Below are 24,941 nucleotides of genomic sequence, written 5' to 3'. Positions count from 1 at the left end.
TTTGAAGGCAGAGCCACCTAAGAAGGTTCGAATCATTGGCGGCAACTGGAGAAGCCGCTTATTAACGGTTTTAGATTTACCGGGCTTGCGTCCTACGACGGATCGTATTCGAGAGACTCTATTTAATTGGTTGGGTCAGGATTTAACAGGTTTGCGTTGCCTAGATCTTTTTGCGGGCACCGGTGCCTTAGGTTTTGAAGCGGCATCAAGAGGGGCATCATTGGTGATTTTGTTGGAGAAGGATAAAAGGGCCCACTCAAACTTAAATACTAATTTTGCTTTATTGCAGTCATCACCAGTCTCAGGGGTTGTAGAAATCTTGCAACGAGATAGCCTAGAGTTTTTGAAACAACAAGTAGACCGCTCCAGTAATCTGATTTTTATTGATCCACCTTTTCAGGATTCGAGCTTATTAGATCGAACAGTGGTTGAGGCGGGAAGAGTGTGTGATGACGCATCTGGGGGTGGTATTTATGTCGAATTTCCATCTAGTCGTCCTCGTGAAGAGATAGAGGCCTTACTGCCGGACTGGCATTGTGGAAAATACTTAGAGGCGGGACAGGTAAAAGCCTGTCTATTTCGGGGCGGAAGAGGCTAAACTCTTGCCTGTAGCCGATAAAGCCTTAGGAATAATATGACTGTTGCTGTTTACCCTGGAACATTTGATCCATTTACTCGTGGTCACGAGGATTTGGTGCGCCGCGCATCTAGCATTTTTACTGAGTTGATTGTGGGTGTCGCTGATAGCCGTAGCAAGCGTCCATTCTTTACATTACAAGAGCGGATTGATATTGCGAAGGAAGTGCTTGGCCACTATCCCAATGTAAAAGTTGTTGGCTTTAAAGGCTTATTGAAAGATTTTGCGCGTGAGCACAATGCACGAGTGATTGTGCGTGGTTTACGTGCTGTATCCGATTTCGAGTACGAATTCCAAATGGCGGGTATGAACCGCTACTTATTGCCTGACGTTGAGACTTTGTTTTTGACTCCATCCGATCAATATCAATTTATTTCTGGCACCTTCGTGCGCGAAATTGCGTCGATGGGCGGTGATGTGAGTAAGTTTGTTTTCCCGTCAGTGGAAAAATGGCTCGTCCAAAAAATTGCTTCTGGCACTCAAAATAAAGAATGAGGATCGACGAGTAAGTTATGGCTCTAATGATCACGGACGAATGCATCAATTGCGATGTGTGTGAGCCAGAATGTCCAAATGACGCGATTTATATGGGTCTGGAGATTTACGAAATTGACCCTAGTAAATGCACAGAATGTGTCGGGCACTACGATGCACCTCAATGCCGCCAAGTGTGCCCAGTAGATTGCATTCCGTTCAACCCTGAGGTTGTTGAATCTCAAGAGCAATTAATGGTGAAGTTCAGGCTATTAACTGCCAGTAAAAAGGTGAATTCAGCCTAGATTTGCTGACTAGCCTTTAGAGTGCAATTCCATCATGGCGTTTTGGGCATCGCCTTTTAAAAATAGCGACAAAATTTGTAGGCCATTTTCGATGCTGGCAACGATGAGTTTCTGCTCGGCTAATTGCGGTCTACGCAATACATAATCAGCAACATCCATAGGGCGACCATCACCCGCTACATCTCTAGGGTGGCCGATACCCAAGCGTAGGCGCCAATAATCTGGGGTACTTAAATGTGCCTGAATATCTTTTAAACCATTGTGTCCGCCAGTGCCTCCGCCTAGCTTCAAGCGCGCAGTTCCGGGCTTGAGATCAAGCTCATCTTGAACTACCAAAATATCTGCAGGGGTAATTTTGTGAAAGCGACATAGCGCCCCAACAGCTTGACCACTCAGATTCATATACGTGCTCGGCTTTAGCAGAAAGAGATCTTCGCCTTCCCATTTTGCCTTTGCCACTTTCCCATGAAAACGTTTCTCAGATTCGAAACGAACTCCTAATTGTTTTGCTAGGGCGTCGACAAACCAGAAGCCAGCATTATGCCGATCTTCTTCGTGCTCATCTCCAGGGTTTCCTAGGCCAACAATTAATTTAGTCATGCACAGAGTTTAAAGACATAAAAGTATTTCGCCAAAAAGAATTGCAAACCGGGGTGATAGAAAGAAGAAAGCCCGCTTGCGCGGGCTTTCTTGTAAAAGCGATTGAGCTATGTGATTAAGCTTTATCCTTTGGCGCTTCAGCAGCAGGAGCTGCAGCAGCTGGTGCAGCAGGCGCATCGGTAGGCTCAGCAGCTTTAACTGCTGGGATACGTGCGTTAGCAAGCACTGGATTTTCTTGCTCAACATGCAATACCAGGGTAACGCCTTTTGGTAATGGAATGTCTTTAGCATGAACGCCGTGACCAACTTCAATCTTAGCCAAGTCCACTTCAATGAACTCTGGCAAGTCTGCTGGTAAGCAAGAAACTTCGAGTTCAGTAAGGATGTGGCTGATAACAGCACCTTGCAATTTCACGGCAGCTGAAGTGTCAGCGTTTGTGAAGTGCAATGGAACGCGCATGTGAACTTTCTCAGTCGCGGATACGCGCTGGAAGTCAATGTGCAATACCAATGGCTTAAATGGATGCATTTGGTAATCGCGCAACAACACTTTCTGTGTCTTGCCACCAATTTCCAAATCCAAAATGGATGAGTGAAATGCTTCTTTACGGAGAGCATGGAACAACGCGTTGTGGTCTAACTCGATGACCAAGGCTGGATCTTTACTACCGTAAACGATTCCCGGAGTTTTTCCGGAATTGCGCAGACGGCGGCTCGCACCCGTTCCCTGTACGCTTCTTTCAAAGGCTACAACTTTCATATTAAATTCCCTAGTTAAGGTTAATTTCCGTTCGCGACCAAACAGAAAAGCCTTAGATTATATCGTGGGAAAGGATGTTTTTGCCTACAAAAGGCTCAAAACTGCCAAAAAACGGGGTAAAACAGCGTTTTTTGGCTTATTCGGCAAACATGGACATCACTGAATCACCTTTGCTAATGCGGGAAAGGGTTTCAGCGAGGATCGGAGCAACGCTCAATTGACGAATTTTTGCTACTTTCATTGCCTCTGGGGTCAGCGGAATGGTGTCAGTAACGACCAACTCATCTAGTTCAGATGCAGCAATACGGGCCACAGCACCGCCTGAGAGCACGGCATGAGTACAGTAGGCGGTAACGCCCTTAGCACCACGCTCTTTTAGCGCCTCAGCGGCTTTACAGAGGGTTCCGCCGGTATCGATGATGTCATCCATGATGACGCAGTGGCGGCCTTCTACTTCGCCAATGAGGTGCATCACTTCGGATACGTTGGCTTTAGGGCGGCGTTTATCAATAATCGCCAAATCTGTACCTAATTGTTTGGCCATTGCGCGGGCACGAACTACACCACCAATGTCGGGAGACACAATGATGAGATCTTTTTTAGTCTTCTGGGCTTCCAGGTCTGCCAAAAGGACTGGGGAGGCATAAATGTTATCGACGGGGATATCAAAAAAGCCCTGAATCTGGTCAGCATGGAGGTCCATGGTTAAAACGCGCTCAATGCCAGCAACGGACTGAAGCATGTTGGCCACAATACGAGCAGAGATGGCGACGCGGGCAGAGCGTGGGCGACGGTCTTGACGGGCATAACCGAAGTAAGGAATCACTGCGGTTATGCGACTGGCAGATGCTCGTTTTAGGGCATCAATCATGATCATGAGTTCCATCAAGCTGTCGTTTGTAGGCGCACAGGTTGATTGGATCACTACGACATTTTTGCCGCGAACGTTTTCTTGAATTTCTACTTGAATCTCACCATCTGAGAAGCGGCCTACAAAGGCTTTTCCCATTGGGAGCTTGAGTTCTTTGGCTACAGCCTCAGCCAAAACGGGATTTGCGTTGCCTGTGAAAAGAGTCAATAAATCTGCGTTTATGGAGGACATAGTCTTAAGGGTTTTGTGGGGTCAAAAGGTTTTCTTTGTCGTTTCTACAGTATTTGGCAGGGGAAGAAGGATTCGAACCTTCGCATGCTGGAATCAAAATCCAGTGCCTTAACCAGCTTGGCGATTCCCCTACAGGTCAATCTGAAGAAATCAAATTGTAAGCGGGATTTTTATTTAGCCCCCGAACAACCCGACCTACCCACCCTTTAGGAAGATTTTGAAGAAGATTTTCTAGTTTTGCGGTGTCAGTTCTAGAGTCTAAAACTGTAAAAACGCTACTACCAGAACCAGACATTCGGGGCTGTGAGCCCGGTACTGCCTGGGTAATCCAATCCAAAGCTTGCTTCACTTCTGGGCAAATCCGCATCGCTACCGCCTGGCAATCGTTCGATTGGTACAACAATGGCGATGCAAGAAAGCCATCAATTGTAATCTGAGCATGATCTCGGGTCAATTCCGGGTCTTGAAAAATGCTAGCGGTTGCAATTGCCTGACTGGGGAAGACGACCAAAAAATGAGGGGTTTCAAGGGAAATTTCTTGAATTTTCTCCCCAACACCTTCAACAAAGGCATTTTTGCCAAAAATAAAGAATGGGACATCCGCTCCTAGCTTTAAGCCTAAGGAGCAAAGTATTTCCTTTGATAGGTTGAGATTCCATAAAGCATTCAGCCCAATCAATGTACTTGCCGCATCGGAGGAGCCGCCTCCCATGCCTGCACCCATAGGAATTTCTTTTTGTAGATCAATCTCTACTCCACCTTCAAACTTACAAAAATCTTTCAGCAAGTTTGCGGCGCGCACTACTAAATCTTGTTCAGGTGGAACCCCGGGAATCGGATTTATTCGGTGCACAGTATTTTCAGAGATACTTTTTAAGTGCAGCGTGTCACACCAATCAATCAGCTGAAAGACGGATTGCAGCAAGTGATAACCGTCTGCTCTGCGTCCAACGATGTGCAAAAAAAGATTGAGCTTAGCCGGTGAATGAAGGGATAAGGAATCAAGGTTCGCCATGATTGTTCGACTTAATCATTCGGGCGGTCAAAAACAAGACGAATATCAATAGAACCAATATTTGAGCTGCGTGTCATAGTGAGTTTTTCCAAACGATTGGTATTACTCCACGTGTAGACCAAGTCCCAGCCATCTTGACTAATTTTATTTACCTGCCCTTTGGAGTTTCTATCAACACTGGCTTCACTTCCAGCGCGCACCTCACCTCTTAACCAGTTTGACAGCCCCCGTGCTGGGAGTGGCAGTCCCAGTGTGTTTTGCACCAAGGTATCTGCATCTACTGCTGTTACTAACTTGCCATCACTCTCCAAGATTGCTTCACCTGGCCTGATGATTATTTTTGCAATAGATCCACCCATGGGATTGCGTATCTCTAAGGTATCTATTAGTGCGTCTTGGGTTAAGGTAAAACCACCAGAACCACCTTGATTTTGAGCTTCTGTTAAGCCTATTACTTTGACGGCGAAGCGCCCGTCCCATGAACCCTTAGCAGCTTGATCATCCCTTGCCCAATCAGGTTTAAAACGTTTTAAGGTTTCTTTCAGGGTTGGATTATTGGCATCTAATTTTTGACCTTGTCGCCACATCTCTTCTGCTTCAGTATGACGATTCATGACCCACAGCACTTCACCCACATGAGCCGCAATATCCGCCTCTGGTTTCATAGCAAATGCTTGCTGTAGTTGCTCTAATGCAAGTGTGTTTTTCCCAAGTCGAAAATTCACCCAACCTAGACTATCTAAAATAAAACTGTCTTTCGGAGACAGTTGGTGTGCTTTGCTGATGAGTGCAAATGCTTCCGGTAGCTTCTCGTTCCGATCTGCCAAAGAATATCCAAGAGCGTTTAATGTATTCGCATCATTTGGATTTTTGCGCAGAATATCGCGCAAGGTTTTTTCCATTACATCAATGCGTCCCACTTTCTCGGCAGACATAGCGTAGGTGTACAGCAAGCCTGGATCTTTGGGGGCTATTTTGACGGTTGAGGCAATTTCATAAAAGGCGCGTAGCGCTTCAGATTCATCTTTTGCTTTAGCAAGCAATGCCTGTAACTGCAAGAGAGTATTTTCTTGTTGAGCAGGAGTTTGTTGGCGTAGCAAAGCAATCGCTGGCTTGACAGCATCTGACCAACGATTACTGAGGATCAGCAGAGTCACCAATACTTCTTTGGGTTTTGTTTCTGAGGCTGGAGATAGCTCATCCCAGGTCTTAGCTGCCTGCATAGCTAAATCTGGAGATCCACCCGCAATGGCTATTTCCATTGCTCTTTGAGCCAGCCTTGGGTCTTTATATTGACGCGCCATCTCTAGATAGGTGTTGTAAGCCAAGCCAGCCTCGCCCCGCTGAAGGGCGATTTCGGAGGCTAGTACCTCAAAGATCGCTTCGCCCGTTTGCAATCCATTTGGCTGCGGCTGTGCGTAGACGTGTGAAACGACTCCGCCAGTCAAGGCTGCCAGGAATAAACCCTTTAATAGAGGTCTTAGTGCAAATTTACTCATAAGCACATTCTAATCCGCGAATCTACAATCCATTTATGCCAGAACTTCCAGAAGTAGAAGTTACCCGATTAGGAATCGCGCCCCACCTTGAGGGTCGCAAAGTCACCGCCGTCAAAATTATTGATGGGCGCTTGCGTTGGCCCGTGCCTTCCAATCTAGCCAAAACCTTGCCTGGGCAAAAGATCGGCAAAATAGAGCGGCGCGGCAAGTATCTTTTATTAGAAATGGATACAGGTTACTTACTGATTCATTTAGGTATGACGGGAACCTTGAGAGTGTTGCCAAGTTCAGAATCTTTGAAGACGCATGATCGCGTAACACTGGAGTTTGGTAAGTTGAGCTTGCGTTTGCATGATCCCCGAAAATTTGGGGCTGTTTTATGGCACCCAAAAACTAAAGGCCCCATTGAAAAATTTACTCTTTTGCTAAAGCTGGGCGTTGAGCCATTTTCTGAAGAGTTTTCAGGTGAATTGGGTGCGGAGATTTTGTATAAAGCATCGCGTAAGCGTAGCGTTGCAGTCAAACAATTTCTTTTGGCGGGGCAAGCTGTTGTTGGAGTTGGCAATATTTATTGCTCTGAAAGTTTATTTGAGGCCGGCATACATCCTACTAAGGCAGCAGGCAAGCTGACTAGACCACAATGCTCTCGTCTTGCAAAGGCCGTCAGATTAATACTGAAAAAAGCCATTGATGCAGGCGGCAGCTCATTGAAAGATTTTGTCAATAGTGATGGTGACCCCGGACATTTCATGGTGCAAACCAAAGTCTATGATCGCAAAGGATTGCCATGCAAGGTATGCAAAACACCCATTAGTCAGATAGTGCAGGGCCAGCGCTCAACCTATTTTTGCTCTCAATGTCAAAAACGCTGATCAATACCTTTGCTCCCAAGTTAATTGCTTGGCATGGGGTCAGTGGACGTTCGGGCTTGCCCTGGCAAGGCAATCGAGACCCATATGCAGTTTGGGTCTCAGAAATTATGTTGCAACAAACTCAGGTTGCTACAGTACTTGAGCGCTACCCACGTTTTATGAAGCACTTTCCAACGGTTAAAAAATTAGCTGCTGCAGATATTGATGAAGTTTTAGCAGAATGGGCTGGTTTAGGTTATTACTCTCGCGCTAGAAATTTGCATTCATGTGCGCAGCAAGTCATGGCTGAATTTGGGGGCAAGTTTCCCAGTGATCCCGTTTTGCTTGAGCAATTAAAAGGAATTGGACGCTCTACAGCTGGTGCGATCGCAGCTTTTGCTTTTCATGAGCGCGCGCCGATTTTAGATGCAAATGTCAAACGCATCCTGGCGCGCTTATTTGCGGTGGATGGAGCTATTCAAGATAAGTTAGTAAATGATCGACTTTGGAAGCTGTCTGCAGACTTGCTACCATTAAAGCCTGCTGATATGCCGGTGTATACGCAGGCTTTAATGGACTTCGGAGCTACTTGGTGCACATCGCGCAAACCAGTCTGTTTAGGCTCTGAAAAAAAATGCCCATTCGCAAAAGACTGTCAGGCTAATCTGAGTGATCAGGTACTTTTACTGCCTCAGAAAGCCAAGAAGACGAAATCCCCTGAATTTGATTGCAATATGTTGTTGATACGTTCAGGCAATTCAGTTTTGTTGCAAAAGCGCCCCAGCAAAGCGATATGGGGCGGCCTCTGGTCTTTGCCTGAGTCACCATGGATGGCGAAGGTGCAGAGCGCCAAAGACGCTAATTTAAGCCCACAAGATTTACTGAAAGCTGCATTGCCACAAGAAAGCATTGCGACCATTGCAAAGGCTTGTAAATCTTTTGTAAAGCTAGATGAGATAAAGCATGTCTTTACCCATAGGCGTTTATGGATGCATATATGGCAAGCAAGCTGCTCAAAGGAATTGCCGTTTGCAAATCCAGATCTAAAGTGGGTACTCTTAAGTCAGTTAGGGCGCTATGGCCTACCGCAGCCGATTAAGGTTTTGCTGCAGGAATTGAGTCTAGTTCGCGGTGGCGATCTAAAAAATTAAGCTGCAAGTTACTAAAGTCTTTTTGATCTCTAAAGTGCTCACTTAAGCGGTTGACCAAATAGACCGAGCGATGTTGACCCCCAGTACAGCCAATGGCCACCGTTAAATAACTACGTCCGTCAGCAATGTAATGAGGTAGCCAGCGGTGAATGAATTGTGTGATGTCCGCTTCCATGTTTACTACCTCTGGAATTTTCTCTAAGAATTCTTTTACAGGTTTGTCATTGCCGGTCAGTGGCCTTAGAACTTTGTCATAGTGAGGGTTTGGTAGACAGCGCACATCAAAAACGAGATCTGCCTCGCTAGGGACACCTTTTTTAAATCCAAATGATTCAAACACGACAGTAAGTCCGACGGGCTTGTCTTTGAGTAGGTCCTGAATCCAGGAGCGCAGCGCATGAGCAGGAATGTTGCTGGTATCAATACTATGGGCCTGGGCGCGTAAGGGCTCTAGCAGATTACGCTCTTTATCAATGGCCTCAATGAGCGTTGCAGATTGGGACTGATTGGCATTGGTAGATAAGGGGTGGCGACGACGTGTTTCTGAAAAGCGCTGAACCAAAGTATTGGTGTCTGCATTTAGAAAAACAACTCGGACCTGATGGTTTTTGCGTAAATTCTCAAGGGTGGATGGCAGGTCAGCAATAGATTGTCCGCGACGCGCATCTATCGCAACTGCAACTCGTTCGCACTGCTCTTTTTCTAGAGTGGTGATGAGATTTTCTAAAAGAGAAACAGGAAGGTTGTCTACGCAGTCATAGCCTGCATCTTCAAAAGCCCTCAGGGCTACTGATTTACCTGAGCCTGAGATTCCGGTAATCAGATTAATTTGCATAACTTAAAGTAAGCGGCCCTGTGACTTAATGGAGTCTGCCTCAGCATTCATCTGCAGGCGTTGGCGCTCAATAAATTCTTTTAAGGTGTCAATGCCACGCAATTGCAAAATCGTATTACGCACAGCAGCTTCAACGAGTACGGCTAAGTTGCGGCCAGCTGCAACTTGAATTTTGACGGTGCGGATTGGAATACCCAATACATCAATATGTTGAGCTTCAAGAGGTAGGCGTTCGAATTCGCCATCGGTTCTGCGAACTAGCTGAACAATCAAGCGTAATTTTAATTTGCGACGAACAGCCGTTTCGCCGAAAATTGTACGGATATCCAATAAGCCCAATCCACGAACTTCGAGTAAGTTACGCAAGATAACAGGGCAGCGACCCTCAATGTAATCAGGTCCAAGCCGCGCAAAGTCCACTGCATCATCTGCAACCAGGCCATGGCCACGTGAGATCAACTCAAGACCCAATTCACTCTTGCCAAGACCGGATTCACCAGTGAGGAGGACGCCCAGACCCAAGATGTCCATAAAGACACCATGCATCGTAATTTGAGGCGCACCAATTTTGGTTAAGTAAGTGCGCAAATGATCAATCACCTCGGCTGCTGAAATTGCAGTAGTAAACAAAGGTGTTGAGGAGCGCTGGCAGAACAGTTGCAAGTCAGGATCTGCACTCTTGCCATCAGCTACGATGACACAAGGTGGTGTCTTAGAAATTAAGCTCGCAATTTGATCTTGTCTTTGTTTTGGCTCCAGGACAGCGTGATAGTCGACTTCCTGTTCCCCAAAGATTTGAATACGGCTTGGGTGAATTAGGTTTAAATGGCCTACCAAGTCTGAACTCGCAGCAGCGGCCTTTACGGCCTCCGGTGGAAAAGTACGATCAGCACCTTCGAGACCGCCAATCCAAGATAGTTTTAAATCCGAAACATTGTCATCAAAAATCTGCTGAGCGGTTACGCCGTCTAGGAGTAATGGCTGAGTCATTTTGCCCCGCCCCAGCGCTGGAGAAGGTCACAAACTGTTGAGGAGTCTGTAGATGAAAGCAATGTCTGGCGTGCATCCGCATCAGATAGCAGCTGAGCAATTGAGGACAGGATTTCTAAATGTTGTTGTGTGGCTTTTTCAGGCACTAATAAAAAAATCAAGATTGATACTGCCTCGCCATCTGGGGCTGCAAACTCAATTGGGTTTTGTAGTCGCATGAATGCAGCGCTCGGCTGCTTCAGTCCTTTAACTCGTCCGTGAGGAATGGCTACACCAGCTCCTAAGGCGGTAGAGCCTAAAGCTTCACGGGCATTAAGGAATTCGACTACAGAATTTGCATCGATACCTGTTTGCTTGGCAAATAGATCTCCAGCGGCTGCAAATGCATCAGCCCTGCTTTTAGCGGGAACATCTAATGCAATGCAGTCGGGAGTAAAAAGATGGGTCAGGGCATTCATGTGAATTGATTATAGGTGTCCTGACGCAATAGATCACTCAAAATGCTTTTCGTGATGGTGATCCTGGATTTTTTCTTTGTGTTTGACAACCTGACGCTCAAGTTTATCAACCACTGCATCCATGGCGTGATAGAGATCGGCATTGTGTGCTTCAGCGAACAAATCCTTCCCCTTTAGGTGAATAGTGATTTCGGCGCTTTGACGAAGATCCTTTTCTTTGGCCTTGTCTACTATCAGGAAGGCGGAGGCATCAATCACATGGTCAAAGTGCTTACGAATTTTGGCTAGCCCCGCCTCAAGGTGTGAACGCATTGCGGGTGTAACTTCTACATGACGGCTATTAATTTTTAAATTCATTAGCAACTCCTTGTAAAGACACTATTGATGCATGCGCATACTGATGCCTGGGGTGCGCAGCAGGCCCCTGAATTTTTTGAGCTGTTTTTTTTGGAAAAATAAACCATGAGCCTCCAGCGTATCAGCGAATTTGCTGAAAACCAAGAGGTTAGAGCAATTTTTATTACTTAAAAGGGGGGAAGCCTTACTGGGCTTACATCCGGAAGTTTTCGCCTAGATAGACTCTTCTAACGGCATCGTTCTGAATAATCTGATCTGGTTTCCCTTCGGCTAACACGCTGCCTTCACTGATGATATAAGCGTGGTCGCAGATGCCTAGGGTTTCACGGACATTGTGGTCGGTAATCAGAACCCCAATTTGACGATCTCTCAAGAAGCGCACAATTCGTTGAATTTCCCCAACAGCAATAGGGTCAACGCCTGCAAAGGGCTCATCCAACAAAATAAATTTAGGCTGGGAAGCAAGGGCCCTTGCAATCTCAACGCGTCTACGCTCACCGCCAGACAAGGAGAGAGCTGGGTTGTTGCGCAGATGGCTAATCTGGAGTTCGCCCAAGAGCTCATCTAAGCGATTAGCAATCTCAGTCTTGCTAAGTGGCTTGCCGCCTTGAACCTGAAGCTCAAGGACGGCTTGGATATTTTCAGCTACATTCAACTTCCTGAAAACAGAGGCTTCTTGGGGTAGGTAAGACAGGCCCATGCGGGCGCGCTCATGAATTGGGAAGTGGGTGATGTCAGTCCCGTCTAAAACAATATTTCCGCCGTCTAATGGGACAAGGCCAACAATCATGTAGAAAGAGGTTGTTTTGCCTGCTCCATTGGGGCCAAGCAACCCTACTACTTCGCCACACTTGACTTGAACAGACACATCGCGAACCACGGTTCTTGAGCCATAACGTTTTTGAAGGTTATGGGCGCTGAGAGTAGGCACATTACTGGCTTGGGTTAAATCCGATGTCATTTCTCTAGTGTTGCTTTTCGTCTTGGTGAAAGGATTGCTCTTGCTAAGGGTAGATCTTCCGGCTTTGCATCTTTGGGGGGAATGACTCGATAGTACTGCTTTACATCATCGTACTCAATTTTCCAGCCCTTTAATTGATCGAGCATTTGCATATTGAGTAAGCGTTTCAAGGTAGCATCACCAGTGATTGTTAGAAACTCTGTTTTGGCATCATAAGTAACCTGGGTGCCGCGCCCTTGCATGAACTCATCTGCAGGTCCTTCGCGACGCTGTCTAAAGCTGGCTACTTCATTCAGACTACCGATGACATCAACAAATTCATAGCCTTGAGGGTCGACTGTAATGTGCCCATCTTGACCAGTAACAATAATGCTGCCTTTGATCAGAAGGACTTGACCATTGAGGTCGTATATTTGCTTAACGTCGTTTACGGAAACCTTCTCTGCTTCCAGAATGATGGGCTTATCTTGGTCTGCTTTTTCGGCATTGGCTAGATTTGTCATGGAGAGTCCCAAGACAAAACAGCCTAATAGAGAAGTGCGAGCTAGCAAGTAATTTAATGGCGGCATTTTATGGGTTGCTCCGCGGGGCGCGCTCAATGCGCCCTTTCACTTGACCACTCAGCGCCATACTTTGTTCAATATTGTTAAAAATTCCACCATCAGTGGAGTTCATTACTGACATACCTTGTTGCAAGGTAATTGGCTTGTCTGTCTCAATGATGTCATCGTTGATTAACACTTTGTAGTAGCTTGAGGTAGCCAACATACGGGCTGTTGCAGGCTCTGTGGCGGTCGCAGCTTTGGCTGGACGAAATATAGAGGCATTACCAATGAGGTCCAAGATGGTCAGATCACCATCAAGATGCCCAGTGTCCGATTTCACAGTAACAGGCGCTTTGTCTGGCTGGAATAGTCGCATCCTTGGCGTGTCAATATCGATGGAAGCATCGTCATCATAGTGAGTGACCTTGTTTCCCAAGATGCGGTACTTGGTAGTTCCCATTTCGTTTAATGCTGAAAGGGCGCCATTCGTAATAATGTAATCAGGCTCGTGGAGACGCACCCGTTCAAGCATTGACTTTTCTCCGGGCTGATTTTTTTGCACCATCCAAAAGGTAGCGAGGGTTAAGCCACCCATCAATATCATTGGCATTAAGCGCAGTAGGGTGCGCCCAAGTCCAAGTTTGATTTTTTTGGGATTGATTTGCATTGCTTAGCTACGGGCCTTATTGAGCATTTCTTCATAGCGATTCTGCGCTTTGAGAATGAGGTCGCACACTTCACGCACGGCACTATTGCCGCCGTTACGGGTAGTGACTAAGTGAGCAAATTCTTTAACTGCTTCATGACCTTGTGCTGGGCAAATTCTTAAGCCAGCCTGCTTCATCATTTGCATGTCTGGCCAGTCATCACCCATAACGGCGCAATCTGCCGCAGCAAGCCCTAGAGATTTAGTCACCTCTGCCAATGCAATTGCTTTGTTATCAACACCCATATGTACATGTTTAATTCCGAGTTCTTCGCAGCGCGCTAGAACCATTTTGGAGTTTCTGCCGGTGATGATGGCAGTTGGAATACCGCATTGCTCTAGTAGCTTTATTCCTAATCCATCTTGTATATCAAAAGCTTTTAAGGATTCTTTGCCATCAGCACCAATCCAAACTTGACCATTCGTGAGGACACCATCTACATCCAGAACCAAGAGCTTCACTTTGCCTGCGCGCTCCCAGGCTTGTGGGTATTGGGCTAAAGGGTTGGTATTGTGAGTATTAAAAGCGCTAGGCATGAATGTGTTCGATTACTAAATAAGTTAAATCACTTTGGCTGCAAATAAATCATGCAGATTTAGGGCGCCTAGTAAGTGGCCATTGTTGTCGGTAACAACTAAATGGTTAATGCGGTGCTTTTCCATCATTTCGATCGCTTCTTCCGCCAACAATTCTGCTGGAATAGTGCGCGGATCCGCAGTGGTTACGCTTTCTAGTTTGATGCCATCTAGATTGGTTGTCTTTTCCAATAAGCGACGTAAGTCGCCATCAGTCAAGATACCAAATACTTTTTGTTTGTCATCCAAGATGACCACCATGCCCATCCGTTTTGCCGTCATCTCTAACAGAGCTTCTTGCAGTGAAGCGTTAATAGAAATCTTCGGTGTGTCCGCAAGATTGCGCATCACTTCACTCACATGCGTAAGTTGCTTACGGCCTAGTCTGCCACCTGGATGAGACCGAATGAAATCTTCAGCTTCAAATCCTCTGGCGTCAAGTAAAGCAACTGCTAAAGCATCACCCATTGCTAATGCTGCAGTAGTGCTAGTAGTGGGCGCAAGATTTAAGGGGCAAGCTTCTTTTTCAACACTGGTATCTAAGTGAGCATCTGCCAATTTGGCAAGCGAAGAATTTGGTGCGCCAGTCAGAGCAATGAGTTTTGCGCCGGTGCGCTTCACAATCGGCACGATGGTCAGAAGTTCGTCCGTCTCACCAGAGTTGGAAAGCGCTACAAAAACATCGTCTCTAGTCACCATGCCTAGATCACCATGACTGGCTTCGGCAGGGTGTACAAAAAAGGCAGGGGAGCCTGTAGATGCAAAGGTAGCGGCAATTTTGCGGGCGATATGGCCGGATTTACCAATTCCGGACACCACGATTCGGCCTTTGCAGCCGTGTAAAAGTTCAACCGCCAACACAAGGGCGTCAGCATTGACACCTTCCAGGCGGTCGCGCATTGTTTGCAGTGCAGCAGCCTCAATAGTGAGGGTGTCGCGAGCAAGCTTTAGGGTACGTTCACGAGTCTTAGCTATCATCGAGTAAGTATATGCCGTCAGTCCTTCAATTAACCCTCATTCTCCTGGCCTCGGGTGTGGCCGGAGTAGTTATTTTCCGCTATTTTGGCTTGCCCCCTATTTTGGGCTATTTAGCCATTGGCGTGTTGATTGGCCCTCATGCCTTTGGTTTGGCAAACGACTCAGCCACGGTCAAGTATTTAGCTGAGTTTGGGGTAGTTTTCTTGATGTTCTCGATTGGTCTGGAATTTAACCTGCATAAATTACGGGCAATGCGAACCATCGTATTTGGCCTGGGTGGCAGTCAAGTCATTTTGACAATGTTGTTAGCGATTCCCGCTAGCTTATTAATCAATTGGATATATCCCATTTCTTGGCATGCCGCTATTGCTTTAGGCGGTGCATTGGCGATGTCTTCAACAGCGATCGTGACCAAATTGATTTCAGATCGCGCCGAATTAGAAACCGAACATGGTCGTAATGTTGTTGGTATTTTGTTATTCCAAGATTTAGCTGTTGTTTTTCTTTTGATCTTATTGCCATCACTTGGCAAGAATCCTTCAGACTTATTTGTTGCGCTGACAACAGCTTCAATCAAAATCACCATTGCTTTGGTGTTAATTTTCTTCATTGGCCAAACGCTCATGAGTCGCTGGTTTAGGTTGGTTGCCAAGCTACGCTCACAAGAGTTATTTATGCTCAATCTGTTATTGATTGTGCTGGGTATGGCGGGCTTAACAGAGCATTTTGGTTTATCGCTAGCGCTTGGCGCTTTCTTGGCTGGTATGTTGATTTCTGAAACCCCTTATCGCCATCAGGTGGAAGAAGACGTCAAACCATTCCGCGATGTCTTGCTGGGCCTCTTCTTTATTACGATTGGCATGTTGCTTGATTTCAATGTGATTCGTGAGCAATGGTTGCTGGTTTTAGTTTTACTAATTGGCCCCTTGCTCTTTAAGTTCGGCCTAATCGCTTTGCTGTCTAGGGCATTTGGTTCAAGCCCTGGCATCTCGATTAGAACGGGTTTGTGTTTGGCTCAGGCTGGTGAATTCGGTTTTGTGTTGCTCAACCAAATTGATGGTTTAGATTTGATTGATCCCACCTTGAGTCAAGCAGTATTAGCAGCCATGTTGATCTCAATGTTCTGCGCACCATTTCTGATTGAATATAGCGATCGTATTGCAATGCGCTTCTCAAGTAACGAATGGCTCTTGCAATCTCTTGCATTGACACGTGTTGCCTCTAAAAGCGTCCGCAATGAAAATCATGTTGTGATTTGTGGGTTTGGTCGTTCGGGTCAAAGCTTGGCACGTATGCTAGACCAAGAAAAAATTCCATACATTGCTTTAGATTTAGATCCTGATCGCGTTAAAGAAGCTGCGGCTGCCGGTGACAATGTAGTTTATGGAGATGCAAGCCGTGAAAATTATTTAGTGGCTGCGGGCCTTTCCAGGGCTAAGGCAGTTGTAATTACCTATGCGGATACTGCCGCAAGCATGCGCGTTCTACGTCAAGTAGAACACTTGCGCCCAGGGATGACTGTGTTAGTGCGTACTAGAGATGATGCGGATATTGCCAGGTTGCAAGCCGCCGGCGCTACCGAAGTCGTCCCCGAGCTCATTGAGGGCAGCTTGATGATTGCCTCACATGTTCTGCTGATCATGGGCGTGCCCATGCGTAAGGTAGTGCGCCGTATCACCACAGCACGTGAAGAGCGCTATAGCTTATTGAGAGGGTACTTCCGAGGTTCTGCAGACGATGATTTTGGCTCGAACGAGTCTTGGCGCTTACATGCGATTACGTTATTGCCACACTCACAGGCAATTGGTAAAACCTTGGGCCAGCTTTGCCTAGAAGATGATGGTGTCAACGTCCAGGCAGTGCGTCGCAAAGGTCAAAATGCCGATTATGTGAAGTTAGAACCTAACCCTGATTTACAACTTCAGGCAAATGATATTTTGGTGATCTCAGGTAATTCAGAAGCAACGGATTTAGCTGAAGCTAAATTACTCTGAGATCTGTCAGCGATTTACTTTTTCTTTTTGCTCGCTACAGGTATTTTGCGAGTTAGTAATGGTGCTAAGTAGTGGCCTGTAAAGCTCAATTCATTTTTGGCCACATCTTCTGGCGTACCGGTGGCAATGATCTGCCCACCGCCAGCGCCACCCTTAGGCCCTAAGTCAATAATCCAATCAGCAGTCTTAATGACATCAAGGTTGTGCTCAATGATGACAATTGTGTTGCCTTGTTTCTTGAGGGTTTGGATCACTGTTAGCAATAACTGAATGTCATGGAAATGCAATCCGGTGGTTGGTTCATCCAAGATATACAGGGTTCTACCGGTGTCGCGTTTAGAAAGCTCTAGAGATAGTTTGACGCGTTGCGCTTCGCCACCAGATAAGGTGGTTGCGCTTTGCCCAAGCTTCACATATCCCAAACCAACATCAAGCAGTGTTTTGAGTTTGCGTTTAACCACTGGCACCGCTTCAAAGAACTCATGAGCTTGTTCGATGGTCATCGATAACACTTCATGAATATTCTTGCCTTTGTAGCGAATATCTAAAGTCTCACGGTTGTAGCGTTTGCCATGACATACATCACATGGAACGTAGACGTCCGGCAAGAAATGCATTTCTACTTTGAGAACGCCGTCGCCTTCGCAAGAATCGCAGCGACCACCTTTCACGTTAAAGGAGAAACGACCCGCCTCATATCCGCGTTCACGTGAAGCAGGAACGCCTGCAAAGAGCTCCCTTATCGGAGTAAATAGTCCGGTGTAGGTCGCCGGGTTAGAGCGTGGGGTTCTACCGATCGGAGATTGATCAACGCTAATCACCTTATCAAAATGCTCTAAACCTTTGATCGCATCATGTGCTGCTGGCTCCGCATTGGATCCGTATAGATGCTGGGCTACAGCATGATGTAAGGTGTCATTAATTAGGGTGGATTTACCAGATCCTGATACCCCGGTAACGCAGGTTAACAAGCCAACTGGAATCTTTGCGTGAACGGATTGCAAATTATTACCGCGTGCACCAATGATTTCCAAGAAACGATCATTTACTGGGATACGTTTTTCTGGAACCGCGATTGCTTCGCGACCTGAGAGGTAGGCGCCAGTTAGGGAGTTTGTATTTGCCTCTACTTCTGCCGGAGTGCCTTGAGCAACAATTTCACCGCCATGAACGCCAGCGCCAGGGCCAATGTCAATCACCCAGTCAGAGGCGCGAATCATATCTTCATCATGCTCAACTACCAAGACGCTATTACCTAAATCACGTAAATGCTTGAGGGTGCCAATAAGACGGTCGTTATCGCGTTGATGCAATCCAATAGATGGCTCATCCAAAACATACATCACGCCCGTTAAGCCTGAGCCAATTTGGCTTGCCAGGCGAATGCGTTGGGCTTCACCGCCAGATAAGGTATCGGCACTACGCTCGAGAGAGAGGTAGTCAAGACCTACGTCATTTAAGAAGCGCAGGCGGGCACTAATCTCTTTAACAATCTTATCGGCGATTTCTCGTTTAGCGCCTTTAAGTTCAAGCGCCTCAAAATATTCTTTCGCTTCTTTTAGTGGAAGTGCACTGATTTCATAAATAGCGCGTGATTGTTTTTTCTCACCCACTTTTACAAAGCGTGCTTCTTTACGTAAACGACTGCCGTTACATTCTGGGCAGGTTTGCACATTTTGATAACGCGACAATTCTTCGCGAACTGTCATCGAATCTGTTTCGCGATAGCGTCTTTCGAAGTTGGCAACAATTCCTTCGAAAGCATGTTCACGAATACTATTTTTACCACGCTCGTTGATGTACTCAAAAGGAATGGTGACATCGCCAGAGCCCAATAGAATCAGGTCCTGCTGTTTCTTGTTTAGTGTTTCAAATGGTTTTTCTACATCGAAGCCACCATGCTTAGCCAATGTCTGCAGTAGCTTGAAATAGAACTGATTACGGCGATCCCAGCCTTTAATGGCTCCTGATGCCAGCGATAAATCGGGGTGAGCAACAATTCGTTTTGGATCAAAGAAGGACTGGTGGCCTAGACCATCACAGGATGGGCAAGCGCCCATTGGATTATTGAAGGAGAAGAGGCGAGGCTCTAATTCTTGCAAGGAATATGAACACACTGGGCAAGCAAACTTACTCGAGAAAATCATCTCTTTGCCTGAATCCATATCAACGATCATGGCTTTGCCATCGGCTAAACGAAGCGCTGTCTCAAAAGACTCCGCTAAACGTTGCTGAATATCGGGGCGCACTTTGATGCGATCAACCACCACTTCAATTGAGTGCTTATCGTTTTTCTTCAGTGTTGGTAGTTGATCAACTTCAAAGATCTCTGCCTTAGCGGCGTTAGCTGTGCCGCCGCCAGAGCGAACGCGAAAGCGCACAAAGCCTTGTGCCTGCAGGTCTTGGAAGAGGTCAACGAATTCGCCTTTGCGCTCACTTACAACAGGAGCCAGAATCATCAACTTCGTATCTTCGGGCATCGATAATACGGTGTCGACCATTTGTGAAACGCTTTGCGCTTCTAATGGAAGATCATGATCTGGACAATGCGGCGTTCCAGCACGTGCAAATAACAAACGCAAGTAGTCATGAATTTCAGTGACGGTACCAACGGTTGAGCGAGGATTATGGCTAGTTGCTTTTTGCTCAATCGAAATCGCTGGCGACAACCCTTCAATCGTGTCAACGTCTGGCTTTTCCATGAGTTGCAAAAACTGACGTGCGTAAGCCGAGAGAGACTCAACATATCGGCGCTGGCCTTCTGCATAAAGGGTGTCGAAAGCCAATGAGCTTTTGCCTGAACCGGATAAACCAGTGAGGACGACTAATTTCTCTCTAGGGATGTCTAGATTGATGTTTTTGAGGTTGTGGGTGCGGGCACCGCGGATCTTGATTTCGTTATTCATGATTTTTTAGCGTAACTTGTTAATATAGCTCTTTCCCATGAATCCTTCTGAACTTCGCTCCACTCTGGCCTTAGCAGGCATCTTTGGCCTCCGTATGTTGGGCCTATTTCTGCTATTGCCCATTTTCAGCATTCATGCGAGAGGCTTGCCGGGTGGTGAGCATGCCCTTTGGGTGGGCTTGACTCTCGGGATATTCAATATTGTTCAGGCTTGTTTCTATATCCCTTTAGGCCGTTTATCGGACCGAATTGGGCGTAAACCGGTAGTTTTATGGGGGCTATCCTTATTTGTGGCTGGCGCCCTGATCTGTGCTGCAAAGGATGATTTGCTGTGGATCGCGATTGGCCGTGGAATTATGGGTGCGGGGGCAGTCTCTGCCGCTATTTCAGCCTGGGTGGCTGATTTAACCCGCGAGCAAGTTCGTACCCGAGCAATGGCCTTAGTTGGCGGTAGCATTGCTCTGTCCTTTGCATTGTCATTAGTTATTGCAGCACCGATTTATCGTGCGATTAGCCTGAGCGGAATTTTTATTGTTCTGGCAGTGTTGGGCGTTATTGCGATGTTCGTCACTTACTACGTCTTGCCAACAAGCAAACCAGAGGCAAAAGTTCAGCAAGCTTCTTTAAAAGAGGTTTTCTTTCGTCCAGAGTTGATGCGTTTAAACCTAGGTGTATTTGTATTGCATGCAACTCAAGTAGCCATGTTCTTAGTGGTGCCGCGTTTGTTAGTGCAAGCGGGCTTACCACTCTCATCGCACTGGGAAGTTTATCTACCGGTTGTTTTACTGTCGTTTTTCTTTATGGCTCCCATTTTAATTTTTGGTGAAAAGAAGCAGCAATTACGCACCATTCTTTTATTTGCAATCGTATTGCTAGTGATTGCGGAAATTCTATTTACAAACACTGCGTCGATTCTTTCAATTGCAATAGCGTTATTGATTTATTTCGTCGGATTTAATTTATTAGAGGCATTGCAGCCATCTTTGGTATCTCGCTTTGCCAAAGAATCTAAAGGTACAGCCCTAGGTGTTTACAACACTACGCAATCGATTGGCCTATTCACAGGCGCTGCCATTGGCGGCTATTTAATGGATAGCCATGGTGATTTATCAGTCTTTGCGATGGGGGCAGTGCTCTTGGTTTGCTGGCTTATAATTGCTTGGTCGATGGGTGAAATGCCAACGAGAGCAGCAGAATCAAAGGATGTAGCCACAAAGACATAACCGCAGCTTCATCAATTCAATTAAAGCGAGCAGTTTATTTTTAGTAGTAATAACAGCAGTATTTTTCTTCGGGAGACAACATGGCTTCGGTAAATAAAGTCATCATCGTAGGTAACGTAGGACGCGATCCAGAAACTCGTTACATGCCAAGCGGCGACGCCGTTACAAATATTTCAGTAGCTACATCTGATCGCTACAAAGACAAGCAAACTGGCGAAATGAAAGAAACCACAGAATGGCACCGCGTTGCATTCTTTGGCAAGCTTGCAGAAATCGCTGGGCAGTACCTCAAAAAAGGTTCACAGGTTTATGTTGAAGGTCGTTTGCGTACTCGTAAATGGACTGACGCTAGTGGTCAAGAAAAGTATTCCACTGAGATCGTTGCAGAAACAATGCAAATGCTCGGTGGTAAGCCAGTTGGTGGCAGTGGTGATGGTGGCGAAAGCTACAGCCGCTCAAAGCCGGCTGAGCAGTCTGCTCCAGCAGCCTCAAATGCTGCATCACTAGGTGCAATGGACGACGATATTCCGTTTTAAGCAACATCAACTAATGCGGTCAATGCCGCAATAGCAAAAACCCCTTCTAGGATTTCCTACAAGGGGTTTTTAATTACCTACTTTTTAAGTATTAACTACTTTTACTGTCTTGCATGCCGAATGTTTTCAGGCCATGGAGAATTGTGATCAGTGCGGAATGGGTTGATATCTAAACCGCCGCGTCTCGTGTATCGCGCATATACAGATAGCTTCTCTGGTTTGCACTGATGCTTGATGTCAGTAAAGATAGTTTCTACACAATGCTCATGAAACTCACCTAGCTGTCTAAAGCCAATGAGATAGCGTAATAAACCTTCTTCCAGAATTGGTCTGCCTTGATAGCGAATTTGTACGCTTGCCCAATCTGGTTGGCCTGTCACAGGGCAATTAGATTTAAGCAGGTGCGAAACAAGACATTGCTCGATCGGACCAAAAGATTCATTTACGCCCAGCAAGCTTGGGTCTGCGGGTAGGTTTGGATCAACCTCAATATCTAAGCGATCCATCAAGATGCCCCCCATTTCTTGCATCCCTTTTTTGGAGATGGCTTCCGTAGGGTTGATGCGAGTAGTGATCTTGCTGCCGGCCACTGCTGATAGATCAGTGATTAGACGCTCTTTAACTTCATTCTCATCTTCAAAGCGTGCGCTATTAAGGCTATTGAGATACAGCTTGAATGATTTGGACTCAATCATATTTTGTGAGTCGGCCGGAATCTGAAACTCCGCCACTGCAATCTGCGGCTTTCCTTTTTTATTGAGCCAGCTCAGTTCAAATGCATTCCAAATATCTACTCCAACAAATGGCAACGCCTGATTTTCTTTGATGCCAAGTTTCTTGCGATTCTCTATTCTTGGAATGGGAAAGAGTACGGTTGGATCATACTGATCAGGGTATTGGGTTGATTGCCCGAGTGGAAGCGTTGCCATGAGTAATTTTATTTCTTAGGCTTGTTAGATACGCCCGATACAACATGCCCTGTTGGTGCAACAGATGCAGCAGACTGGCAGTGACCAGTTTGATCGTCAAAGAAGAAGTCTGGTTCAAATTCTCTTAAGAACTCACTCTTCGAGAGGCCACCTAAGAACATTGCTTCATCAACATCAATACCCCATGCCATCAAGGTGCGAATGGCACGTTCGTGCGCAGGCGCAGAGCGCGCAGTTACCAATGCAGTGCGAATGCGCATACCGTTTTCACTGGTAGAGCGCTGCAGTCTGTGGAGTGCTTCGAGCAAGGGTTTGAATGGGCCTGGAGGCAAGGGAATATCAACCTTTTTGCTCTCATGATCAACAAAGGCCTCAAGCCCTTTTTTCTGAAACACTTGTTCAGCTTCATCAGAGAAGAGTACTGCGTCTCCGTCAAATGCAATGCGGATTTCATTTGGGTGTGACTCAGCTGTTTTGCTGGACTCTGGATATACACGCGCTGCCGGAAAACCAGCATCAATTGTTGCACGTACATCATCTTCATTTGCAGATAAAAAGAGGTTGGCATGCAGTGAGCGTAGGTAATGGTATGGAGGGCGACCTCTCGTGAATACGCCACGCTCAAGATGTAAGCCGTGATGCTCTGCAGAGCGGAAGACGCGTAGGCCGCTTACCGGATCGTTGCGAGAAAGAATTACCACTTCAACGCGCTGCTCACCCTCTTCATTAAAGGCGAGTAGTTTTTTAACCAATGGAAAGGCCACCCCTTTTTGGGCTGCTTCACTCAAACGCTCAAGCTGTAACTTCATATAAGCACTGTCATCGGTAGATTCAAAGATACGGTTTTCTTCTTCGAAATCAAACAGGGCGCGCGAGGAGATCGCAACGACGAGTTTTCCGGTGAGGGTGTATGACATGGGTTAATTCTTATTTCAGAAATAGGCGATAAGCGGGATTATTGCTCTCATCCCAATGTGGATAGCCTAGGCCAGCCAAAAAGCTTTGGAATTTCTTCTGCTCATTCTTGGGGACCTGTAGACCAACCAAAATACGTCCATAGTCAGCGCCATGATTGCGATAGTGGAACAAGCTAATGTTCCAGTTCGGCGCCATGCTGGTAAGGAATTTCATCAGAGCGCCTGGACGTTCTGGAAATTCAAAGCGATAGAGCAATTCATCTTTAGCGAGCGCAGAATGTCCTCCCACCATGTGGCGTAAATGTGACTTCGCTAATTCATCGTGAGTGAGGTCAATCGTTGCAAACTTTGCTTTGCGGAAATGTTTCGCAATTGCTTCACTATCGCCAGCTTTTTGTGTGCTGATACCAACAAAAATATGTGCTTCACTTTGATCGCCAATGCGATAGTTGAATTCAGTGACATTACGTTTTCCAAGTAATTCACAGAAGCGTTTGAAGGAGCCGCGTTCTTCGGGAATTGTCACGGCGAATACAGCTTCGCGGAACTCGCCAACGTCTGCGCGTTCAGCTACAAAGCGCAGACGGCTAAAGTTCATATTAGCCCCGCAAGCCACAGCCACTACGGTTTTCTTCTTGATGCGTTTTTTCTCAACATACTTCTTCATGCCAGCAATAGCAAGCGCGCCAGCGGGCTCAAGAATGCTGCGAGTGTCAGTAAAGACATCATTAATCGCTGCACAGATTTCATCTGTATCAACAGTGATAATTTCATCGACTACTTTTTTGCAAATGCGGAATGTTTCTTTGCCGACGAGTTTCACAGCAGTGCCGTCTGAGAACAGGCCAACATCTTTCATCTCAATGCGCTTATTCGCTTTGAGCGATTGATTCATGGCATCTGAGTCAGAGGCTTGAACGCCAATTACTTTTGTCTTTGGGCTAACGGCTTTGATGTATTCGCCTATACCTGCAATCAGGCCACCACCACCAATGGCTACAAATACTGCATCGATTGGTTTTTCATATTGGGTAAAAATTTCGTGGGCGATAGTTCCTTGGCCCGCAATGACGTCAGGATCATCGAAGGGGTGAACAAAAGTGAGGCCCCGTTTTTTACCTAAAACTTCAGAATGCTTGAAGGCATCGCTATAGGATTCGCCATGAAGGATGATTTCAACCCAAGATCCGCCTCGAGCCTTCACCGCATCGATTTTGACGCTAGGCGTAGTCACTGGCATCACGATGACGGCTTTGCACTTCATTTTGGCTGCCGATAGGGCAACACCTTGGGCGTGATTGCCTGCAGAGGCCGCAATAACCCCGCGTTTTAAGGCCTCAGGGGGTAAATGGGCCATTTTGTTATAGGCGCCACGGAGTTTGAAAGAGAAAACCGGTTGGTTATCTTCCCTTTTTAGGAGAACCTGGTTGCCCAAACGCTTAGTCAGCTCTGGAGCGAGCTGAAGTTCAGTTTCCCTGGCCACGTCATAGACGCGAGCCGATAAAATTTTCTTTAAATAGTTCGTTGCCATCCAATGAGCGTACCACGGATGGCTCCTAAGCCCTTAGATTTGCAAGGGTTTATCCATTTCAGGAGCAGCTTTCTCGGAATACTGCCAGTATCGGGATTGCTCTATT

General features: G+C 46.4%; 26 protein-coding genes and 1 tRNA gene. 8 read left to right on the top strand and 19 right to left on the bottom strand.

Features of this window, described 5'->3' with window-relative positions; all coding sequences use genetic code 11:
* The first annotated feature begins 1 nt into the window (after position 1).
* Genes rsmD through ICN23_RS03525 form a run of 3 tightly spaced genes read left to right on the top strand, consistent with a single transcriptional unit; the run spans position 2 to position 1,416 of the window.
* Entirely contained in the window at positions 2-598 is a 597-nt protein-coding gene (gene rsmD, locus ICN23_RS03535; protein WP_216230937.1) for a 16S rRNA (guanine(966)-N(2))-methyltransferase RsmD, read from the top strand.
* A 36-nt stretch (positions 599-634) separates the two neighbouring features.
* Positions 635-1,132, top strand: a complete 498-nt coding sequence (gene coaD / locus ICN23_RS03530; RefSeq protein WP_216230936.1) for a pantetheine-phosphate adenylyltransferase — start codon at positions 635-637, stop codon at positions 1,130-1,132.
* Positions 1,133-1,149: 17 nt separating this feature from the next.
* On the top strand, positions 1,150-1,416 hold the full coding sequence (locus tag ICN23_RS03525; protein WP_216230935.1) for a YfhL family 4Fe-4S dicluster ferredoxin: 267 nt from the start codon (positions 1,150-1,152) through the stop codon (positions 1,414-1,416).
* 9 nt (positions 1,417-1,425) lie between these two features.
* Here the strand turns inward: ICN23_RS03525 and pth are convergent, their stop codons facing one another.
* The 6 genes from pth to ICN23_RS03495 all read right to left on the bottom strand — a co-directional run bounded on the left by pth (position 1,426) and on the right by ICN23_RS03495 (position 6,392).
* Positions 1,426-2,016, bottom strand: coding sequence for an aminoacyl-tRNA hydrolase (pth, locus tag ICN23_RS03520; protein WP_216230934.1), 591 nt, complete (start codon positions 2,014-2,016; stop codon positions 1,426-1,428).
* A gap of 115 nt (positions 2,017-2,131) precedes the next feature.
* Positions 2,132-2,776, bottom strand: a complete 645-nt coding sequence (locus ICN23_RS03515) for a 50S ribosomal protein L25/general stress protein Ctc (RefSeq protein ID WP_216230933.1) — start codon at positions 2,774-2,776, stop codon at positions 2,132-2,134.
* A gap of 136 nt (positions 2,777-2,912) precedes the next feature.
* On the bottom strand, positions 2,913-3,878 hold the full coding sequence (locus ICN23_RS03510) for a ribose-phosphate pyrophosphokinase (protein ID WP_216860536.1): 966 nt from the start codon (positions 3,876-3,878) through the stop codon (positions 2,913-2,915).
* 54 nt (positions 3,879-3,932) lie between these two features.
* Positions 3,933-4,009 (bottom strand) — tRNA-Gln (locus ICN23_RS03505).
* 5 nt (positions 4,010-4,014) lie between these two features.
* A complete protein-coding gene (gene ispE, locus ICN23_RS03500; protein WP_216230932.1) occupies positions 4,015-4,893 on the bottom strand; it encodes a 4-(cytidine 5'-diphospho)-2-C-methyl-D-erythritol kinase in 879 nt (292 codons plus the stop codon).
* A gap of 11 nt (positions 4,894-4,904) precedes the next feature.
* Complete coding sequence (locus tag ICN23_RS03495) at positions 4,905-6,392, bottom strand: lipoprotein insertase outer membrane protein LolB (protein WP_216230931.1); 1,488 nt, start codon at positions 6,390-6,392, stop codon at positions 4,905-4,907.
* Positions 6,393-6,427: 35 nt separating this feature from the next.
* Between ICN23_RS03495 and mutM the strand changes: the two genes are divergently transcribed.
* The gene (gene mutM, locus ICN23_RS03490; protein WP_216230930.1) at positions 6,428-7,264 is read left to right on the top strand and encodes a bifunctional DNA-formamidopyrimidine glycosylase/DNA-(apurinic or apyrimidinic site) lyase; all 837 of its coding nucleotides are present in this window, start codon (positions 6,428-6,430) and stop codon (positions 7,262-7,264) included.
* Positions 7,249-8,394 (top strand): A/G-specific adenine glycosylase, encoded by a 1,146-nt coding sequence (mutY, locus tag ICN23_RS03485; protein ID WP_216230929.1) that lies wholly within the window; start codon positions 7,249-7,251, stop codon positions 8,392-8,394. Before mutM ends, mutY begins: the two co-directional genes overlap by 16 nt.
* On the opposite strand, the gene rapZ is transcribed toward mutY, so the two are convergent.
* From rapZ to ICN23_RS03440, 9 genes are all read right to left on the bottom strand, one after another.
* Complete coding sequence (gene rapZ / locus ICN23_RS03480; protein WP_216230928.1) at positions 8,339-9,229, bottom strand: RNase adapter RapZ; 891 nt, start codon at positions 9,227-9,229, stop codon at positions 8,339-8,341. The genes mutY and rapZ overlap by 56 nt on opposite strands.
* 3 nt (positions 9,230-9,232) lie before the next feature.
* Positions 9,233-10,219, bottom strand: coding sequence for an HPr(Ser) kinase/phosphatase (gene hprK / locus ICN23_RS03475; RefSeq protein WP_216230927.1), 987 nt, complete (start codon positions 10,217-10,219; stop codon positions 9,233-9,235).
* Positions 10,216-10,677 (bottom strand): PTS sugar transporter subunit IIA, encoded by a 462-nt coding sequence (locus ICN23_RS03470; RefSeq protein WP_216230926.1) that lies wholly within the window; start codon positions 10,675-10,677, stop codon positions 10,216-10,218. Before ICN23_RS03470 ends, hprK begins: the two co-directional genes overlap by 4 nt.
* 33 nt (positions 10,678-10,710) lie before the next feature.
* Positions 10,711-11,034, bottom strand: coding sequence for a ribosome hibernation-promoting factor, HPF/YfiA family (gene hpf, locus ICN23_RS03465; RefSeq protein ID WP_068319625.1), 324 nt, complete (start codon positions 11,032-11,034; stop codon positions 10,711-10,713).
* A 193-nt stretch (positions 11,035-11,227) separates the two neighbouring features.
* Positions 11,228-11,995, bottom strand: a complete 768-nt coding sequence (gene lptB, locus ICN23_RS03460; protein ID WP_216230925.1) for an LPS export ABC transporter ATP-binding protein — start codon at positions 11,993-11,995, stop codon at positions 11,228-11,230.
* Complete coding sequence (lptA, locus tag ICN23_RS03455) at positions 11,992-12,498, bottom strand: lipopolysaccharide transport periplasmic protein LptA (protein ID WP_255532686.1); 507 nt, start codon at positions 12,496-12,498, stop codon at positions 11,992-11,994. Before lptA ends, lptB begins: the two co-directional genes overlap by 4 nt.
* A gap of 67 nt (positions 12,499-12,565) precedes the next feature.
* Positions 12,566-13,207 carry an LPS export ABC transporter periplasmic protein LptC gene (gene lptC / locus ICN23_RS03450; RefSeq protein ID WP_216230923.1) on the bottom strand — a complete coding sequence of 214 codons (642 nt, stop codon included), beginning with the start codon at positions 13,205-13,207 and terminating at the stop codon, positions 12,566-12,568.
* Between the two features lie 3 nt (positions 13,208-13,210).
* The gene (locus tag ICN23_RS03445; RefSeq protein WP_216230922.1) at positions 13,211-13,783 is read right to left on the bottom strand and encodes an HAD family hydrolase; all 573 of its coding nucleotides are present in this window, start codon (positions 13,781-13,783) and stop codon (positions 13,211-13,213) included.
* 24 nt (positions 13,784-13,807) lie between these two features.
* Positions 13,808-14,800: an SIS domain-containing protein gene (locus tag ICN23_RS03440; protein WP_216230921.1), complete on the bottom strand. Its 993-nt coding sequence runs from the start codon at positions 14,798-14,800 to the stop codon at positions 13,808-13,810.
* A gap of 11 nt (positions 14,801-14,811) precedes the next feature.
* Here ICN23_RS03440 and ICN23_RS03435 point away from each other — a divergent pair, with 11 nt between their 5' ends.
* Entirely contained in the window at positions 14,812-16,794 is a 1,983-nt protein-coding gene (locus ICN23_RS03435) for a monovalent cation:proton antiporter family protein (protein WP_216230920.1), read from the top strand.
* 14 nt (positions 16,795-16,808) lie between these two features.
* On the opposite strand, the gene uvrA is transcribed toward ICN23_RS03435, so the two are convergent.
* Positions 16,809-19,700 carry an excinuclease ABC subunit UvrA gene (uvrA, locus tag ICN23_RS03430; RefSeq protein WP_216230919.1) on the bottom strand — a complete coding sequence of 964 codons (2,892 nt, stop codon included), beginning with the start codon at positions 19,698-19,700 and terminating at the stop codon, positions 16,809-16,811.
* Positions 19,701-19,737: 37 nt separating this feature from the next.
* Here uvrA and ICN23_RS03425 point away from each other — a divergent pair, with 37 nt between their 5' ends.
* Positions 19,738-20,922, top strand: a complete 1,185-nt coding sequence (locus ICN23_RS03425; protein WP_216230918.1) for an MFS transporter — start codon at positions 19,738-19,740, stop codon at positions 20,920-20,922.
* An 80-nt stretch (positions 20,923-21,002) separates the two neighbouring features.
* Positions 21,003-21,458 (top strand): single-stranded DNA-binding protein, encoded by a 456-nt coding sequence (gene ssb / locus ICN23_RS03420; RefSeq protein WP_068319607.1) that lies wholly within the window; start codon positions 21,003-21,005, stop codon positions 21,456-21,458.
* Positions 21,459-21,559: 101 nt separating this feature from the next.
* On the opposite strand, the gene queF is transcribed toward ssb, so the two are convergent.
* Genes queF through ilvA form a run of 3 tightly spaced genes read right to left on the bottom strand, consistent with a single transcriptional unit; the run spans position 21,560 to position 24,835 of the window.
* The gene (gene queF, locus ICN23_RS03415; RefSeq protein ID WP_216230917.1) at positions 21,560-22,387 is read right to left on the bottom strand and encodes an NADPH-dependent 7-cyano-7-deazaguanine reductase QueF; all 828 of its coding nucleotides are present in this window, start codon (positions 22,385-22,387) and stop codon (positions 21,560-21,562) included.
* 8 nt (positions 22,388-22,395) lie between these two features.
* Complete coding sequence (locus tag ICN23_RS03410; RefSeq protein WP_216230916.1) at positions 22,396-23,304, bottom strand: 5'-nucleotidase; 909 nt, start codon at positions 23,302-23,304, stop codon at positions 22,396-22,398.
* A 10-nt stretch (positions 23,305-23,314) separates the two neighbouring features.
* Positions 23,315-24,835, bottom strand: coding sequence for a threonine ammonia-lyase, biosynthetic (ilvA, locus tag ICN23_RS03405; RefSeq protein WP_216230915.1), 1,521 nt, complete (start codon positions 24,833-24,835; stop codon positions 23,315-23,317).
* Positions 24,836-24,941: the final 106 nt, after the last annotated feature.

Source organism: Polynucleobacter sp. MWH-Jannik1A5 (genome assembly GCF_018881795.1).
In the GTDB taxonomy this organism is placed as follows: Bacteria; Pseudomonadota; Gammaproteobacteria; order Burkholderiales; family Burkholderiaceae; genus Polynucleobacter.
The sequence above is the reverse complement of the archived record's forward strand: the minus strand, read 5'-3'. Positions and strand labels throughout refer to the sequence as shown.

Excerpts from the sequence above, each read along its gene's own strand:
- coaD (WP_216230936.1), top strand. The coding sequence starts at position 635 with ATGACTGTTGCTGTTTACCCTGGAACATTTGATCCATTTACTCGTGGT.
- ICN23_RS03525 (WP_216230935.1), top strand. The coding sequence starts at position 1,150 with ATGGCTCTAATGATCACGGACGAATGCATCAATTGCGATGTGTGTGAG.
- pth (WP_216230934.1), bottom strand. The coding sequence starts at position 2,016 with ATGACTAAATTAATTGTTGGCCTAGGAAACCCTGGAGATGAGCACGAA.
- ICN23_RS03515 (WP_216230933.1), bottom strand. The coding sequence starts at position 2,776 with ATGAAAGTTGTAGCCTTTGAAAGAAGCGTACAGGGAACGGGTGCGAGC.
- ICN23_RS03510 (WP_216860536.1), bottom strand. The coding sequence starts at position 3,878 with ATGTCCTCCATAAACGCAGATTTATTGACTCTTTTCACAGGCAACGCA.
- ispE (WP_216230932.1), bottom strand. The coding sequence starts at position 4,893 with ATGGCGAACCTTGATTCCTTATCCCTTCATTCACCGGCTAAGCTCAAT.
- ICN23_RS03495 (WP_216230931.1), bottom strand. The coding sequence starts at position 6,392 with ATGAGTAAATTTGCACTAAGACCTCTATTAAAGGGTTTATTCCTGGCA.
- mutM (WP_216230930.1), top strand. The coding sequence starts at position 6,428 with ATGCCAGAACTTCCAGAAGTAGAAGTTACCCGATTAGGAATCGCGCCC.
- mutY (WP_216230929.1), top strand. The coding sequence starts at position 7,249 with ATGTCAAAAACGCTGATCAATACCTTTGCTCCCAAGTTAATTGCTTGG.
- rapZ (WP_216230928.1), bottom strand. The coding sequence starts at position 9,229 with ATGCAAATTAATCTGATTACCGGAATCTCAGGCTCAGGTAAATCAGTA.
- hprK (WP_216230927.1), bottom strand. The coding sequence starts at position 10,219 with ATGACTCAGCCATTACTCCTAGACGGCGTAACCGCTCAGCAGATTTTT.
- ICN23_RS03470 (WP_216230926.1), bottom strand. The coding sequence starts at position 10,677 with ATGAATGCCCTGACCCATCTTTTTACTCCCGACTGCATTGCATTAGAT.
- hpf (WP_068319625.1), bottom strand. The coding sequence starts at position 11,034 with ATGAATTTAAAAATTAATAGCCGTCATGTAGAAGTTACACCCGCAATG.
- lptB (WP_216230925.1), bottom strand. The coding sequence starts at position 11,995 with ATGACATCGGATTTAACCCAAGCCAGTAATGTGCCTACTCTCAGCGCC.
- lptA (WP_255532686.1), bottom strand. The coding sequence starts at position 12,498 with ATGACAAATCTAGCCAATGCCGAAAAAGCAGACCAAGATAAGCCCATC.
- lptC (WP_216230923.1), bottom strand. The coding sequence starts at position 13,207 with ATGCAAATCAATCCCAAAAAAATCAAACTTGGACTTGGGCGCACCCTA.
- ICN23_RS03445 (WP_216230922.1), bottom strand. The coding sequence starts at position 13,783 with ATGCCTAGCGCTTTTAATACTCACAATACCAACCCTTTAGCCCAATAC.
- ICN23_RS03440 (WP_216230921.1), bottom strand. The coding sequence starts at position 14,800 with ATGATAGCTAAGACTCGTGAACGTACCCTAAAGCTTGCTCGCGACACC.
- ICN23_RS03435 (WP_216230920.1), top strand. The coding sequence starts at position 14,812 with ATGCCGTCAGTCCTTCAATTAACCCTCATTCTCCTGGCCTCGGGTGTG.
- uvrA (WP_216230919.1), bottom strand. The coding sequence starts at position 19,700 with ATGAATAACGAAATCAAGATCCGCGGTGCCCGCACCCACAACCTCAAA.
- ICN23_RS03425 (WP_216230918.1), top strand. The coding sequence starts at position 19,738 with ATGAATCCTTCTGAACTTCGCTCCACTCTGGCCTTAGCAGGCATCTTT.
- ssb (WP_068319607.1), top strand. The coding sequence starts at position 21,003 with ATGGCTTCGGTAAATAAAGTCATCATCGTAGGTAACGTAGGACGCGAT.
- queF (WP_216230917.1), bottom strand. The coding sequence starts at position 22,387 with ATGGCAACGCTTCCACTCGGGCAATCAACCCAATACCCTGATCAGTAT.
- ICN23_RS03410 (WP_216230916.1), bottom strand. The coding sequence starts at position 23,304 with ATGTCATACACCCTCACCGGAAAACTCGTCGTTGCGATCTCCTCGCGC.
- ilvA (WP_216230915.1), bottom strand. The coding sequence starts at position 24,835 with ATGGCAACGAACTATTTAAAGAAAATTTTATCGGCTCGCGTCTATGAC.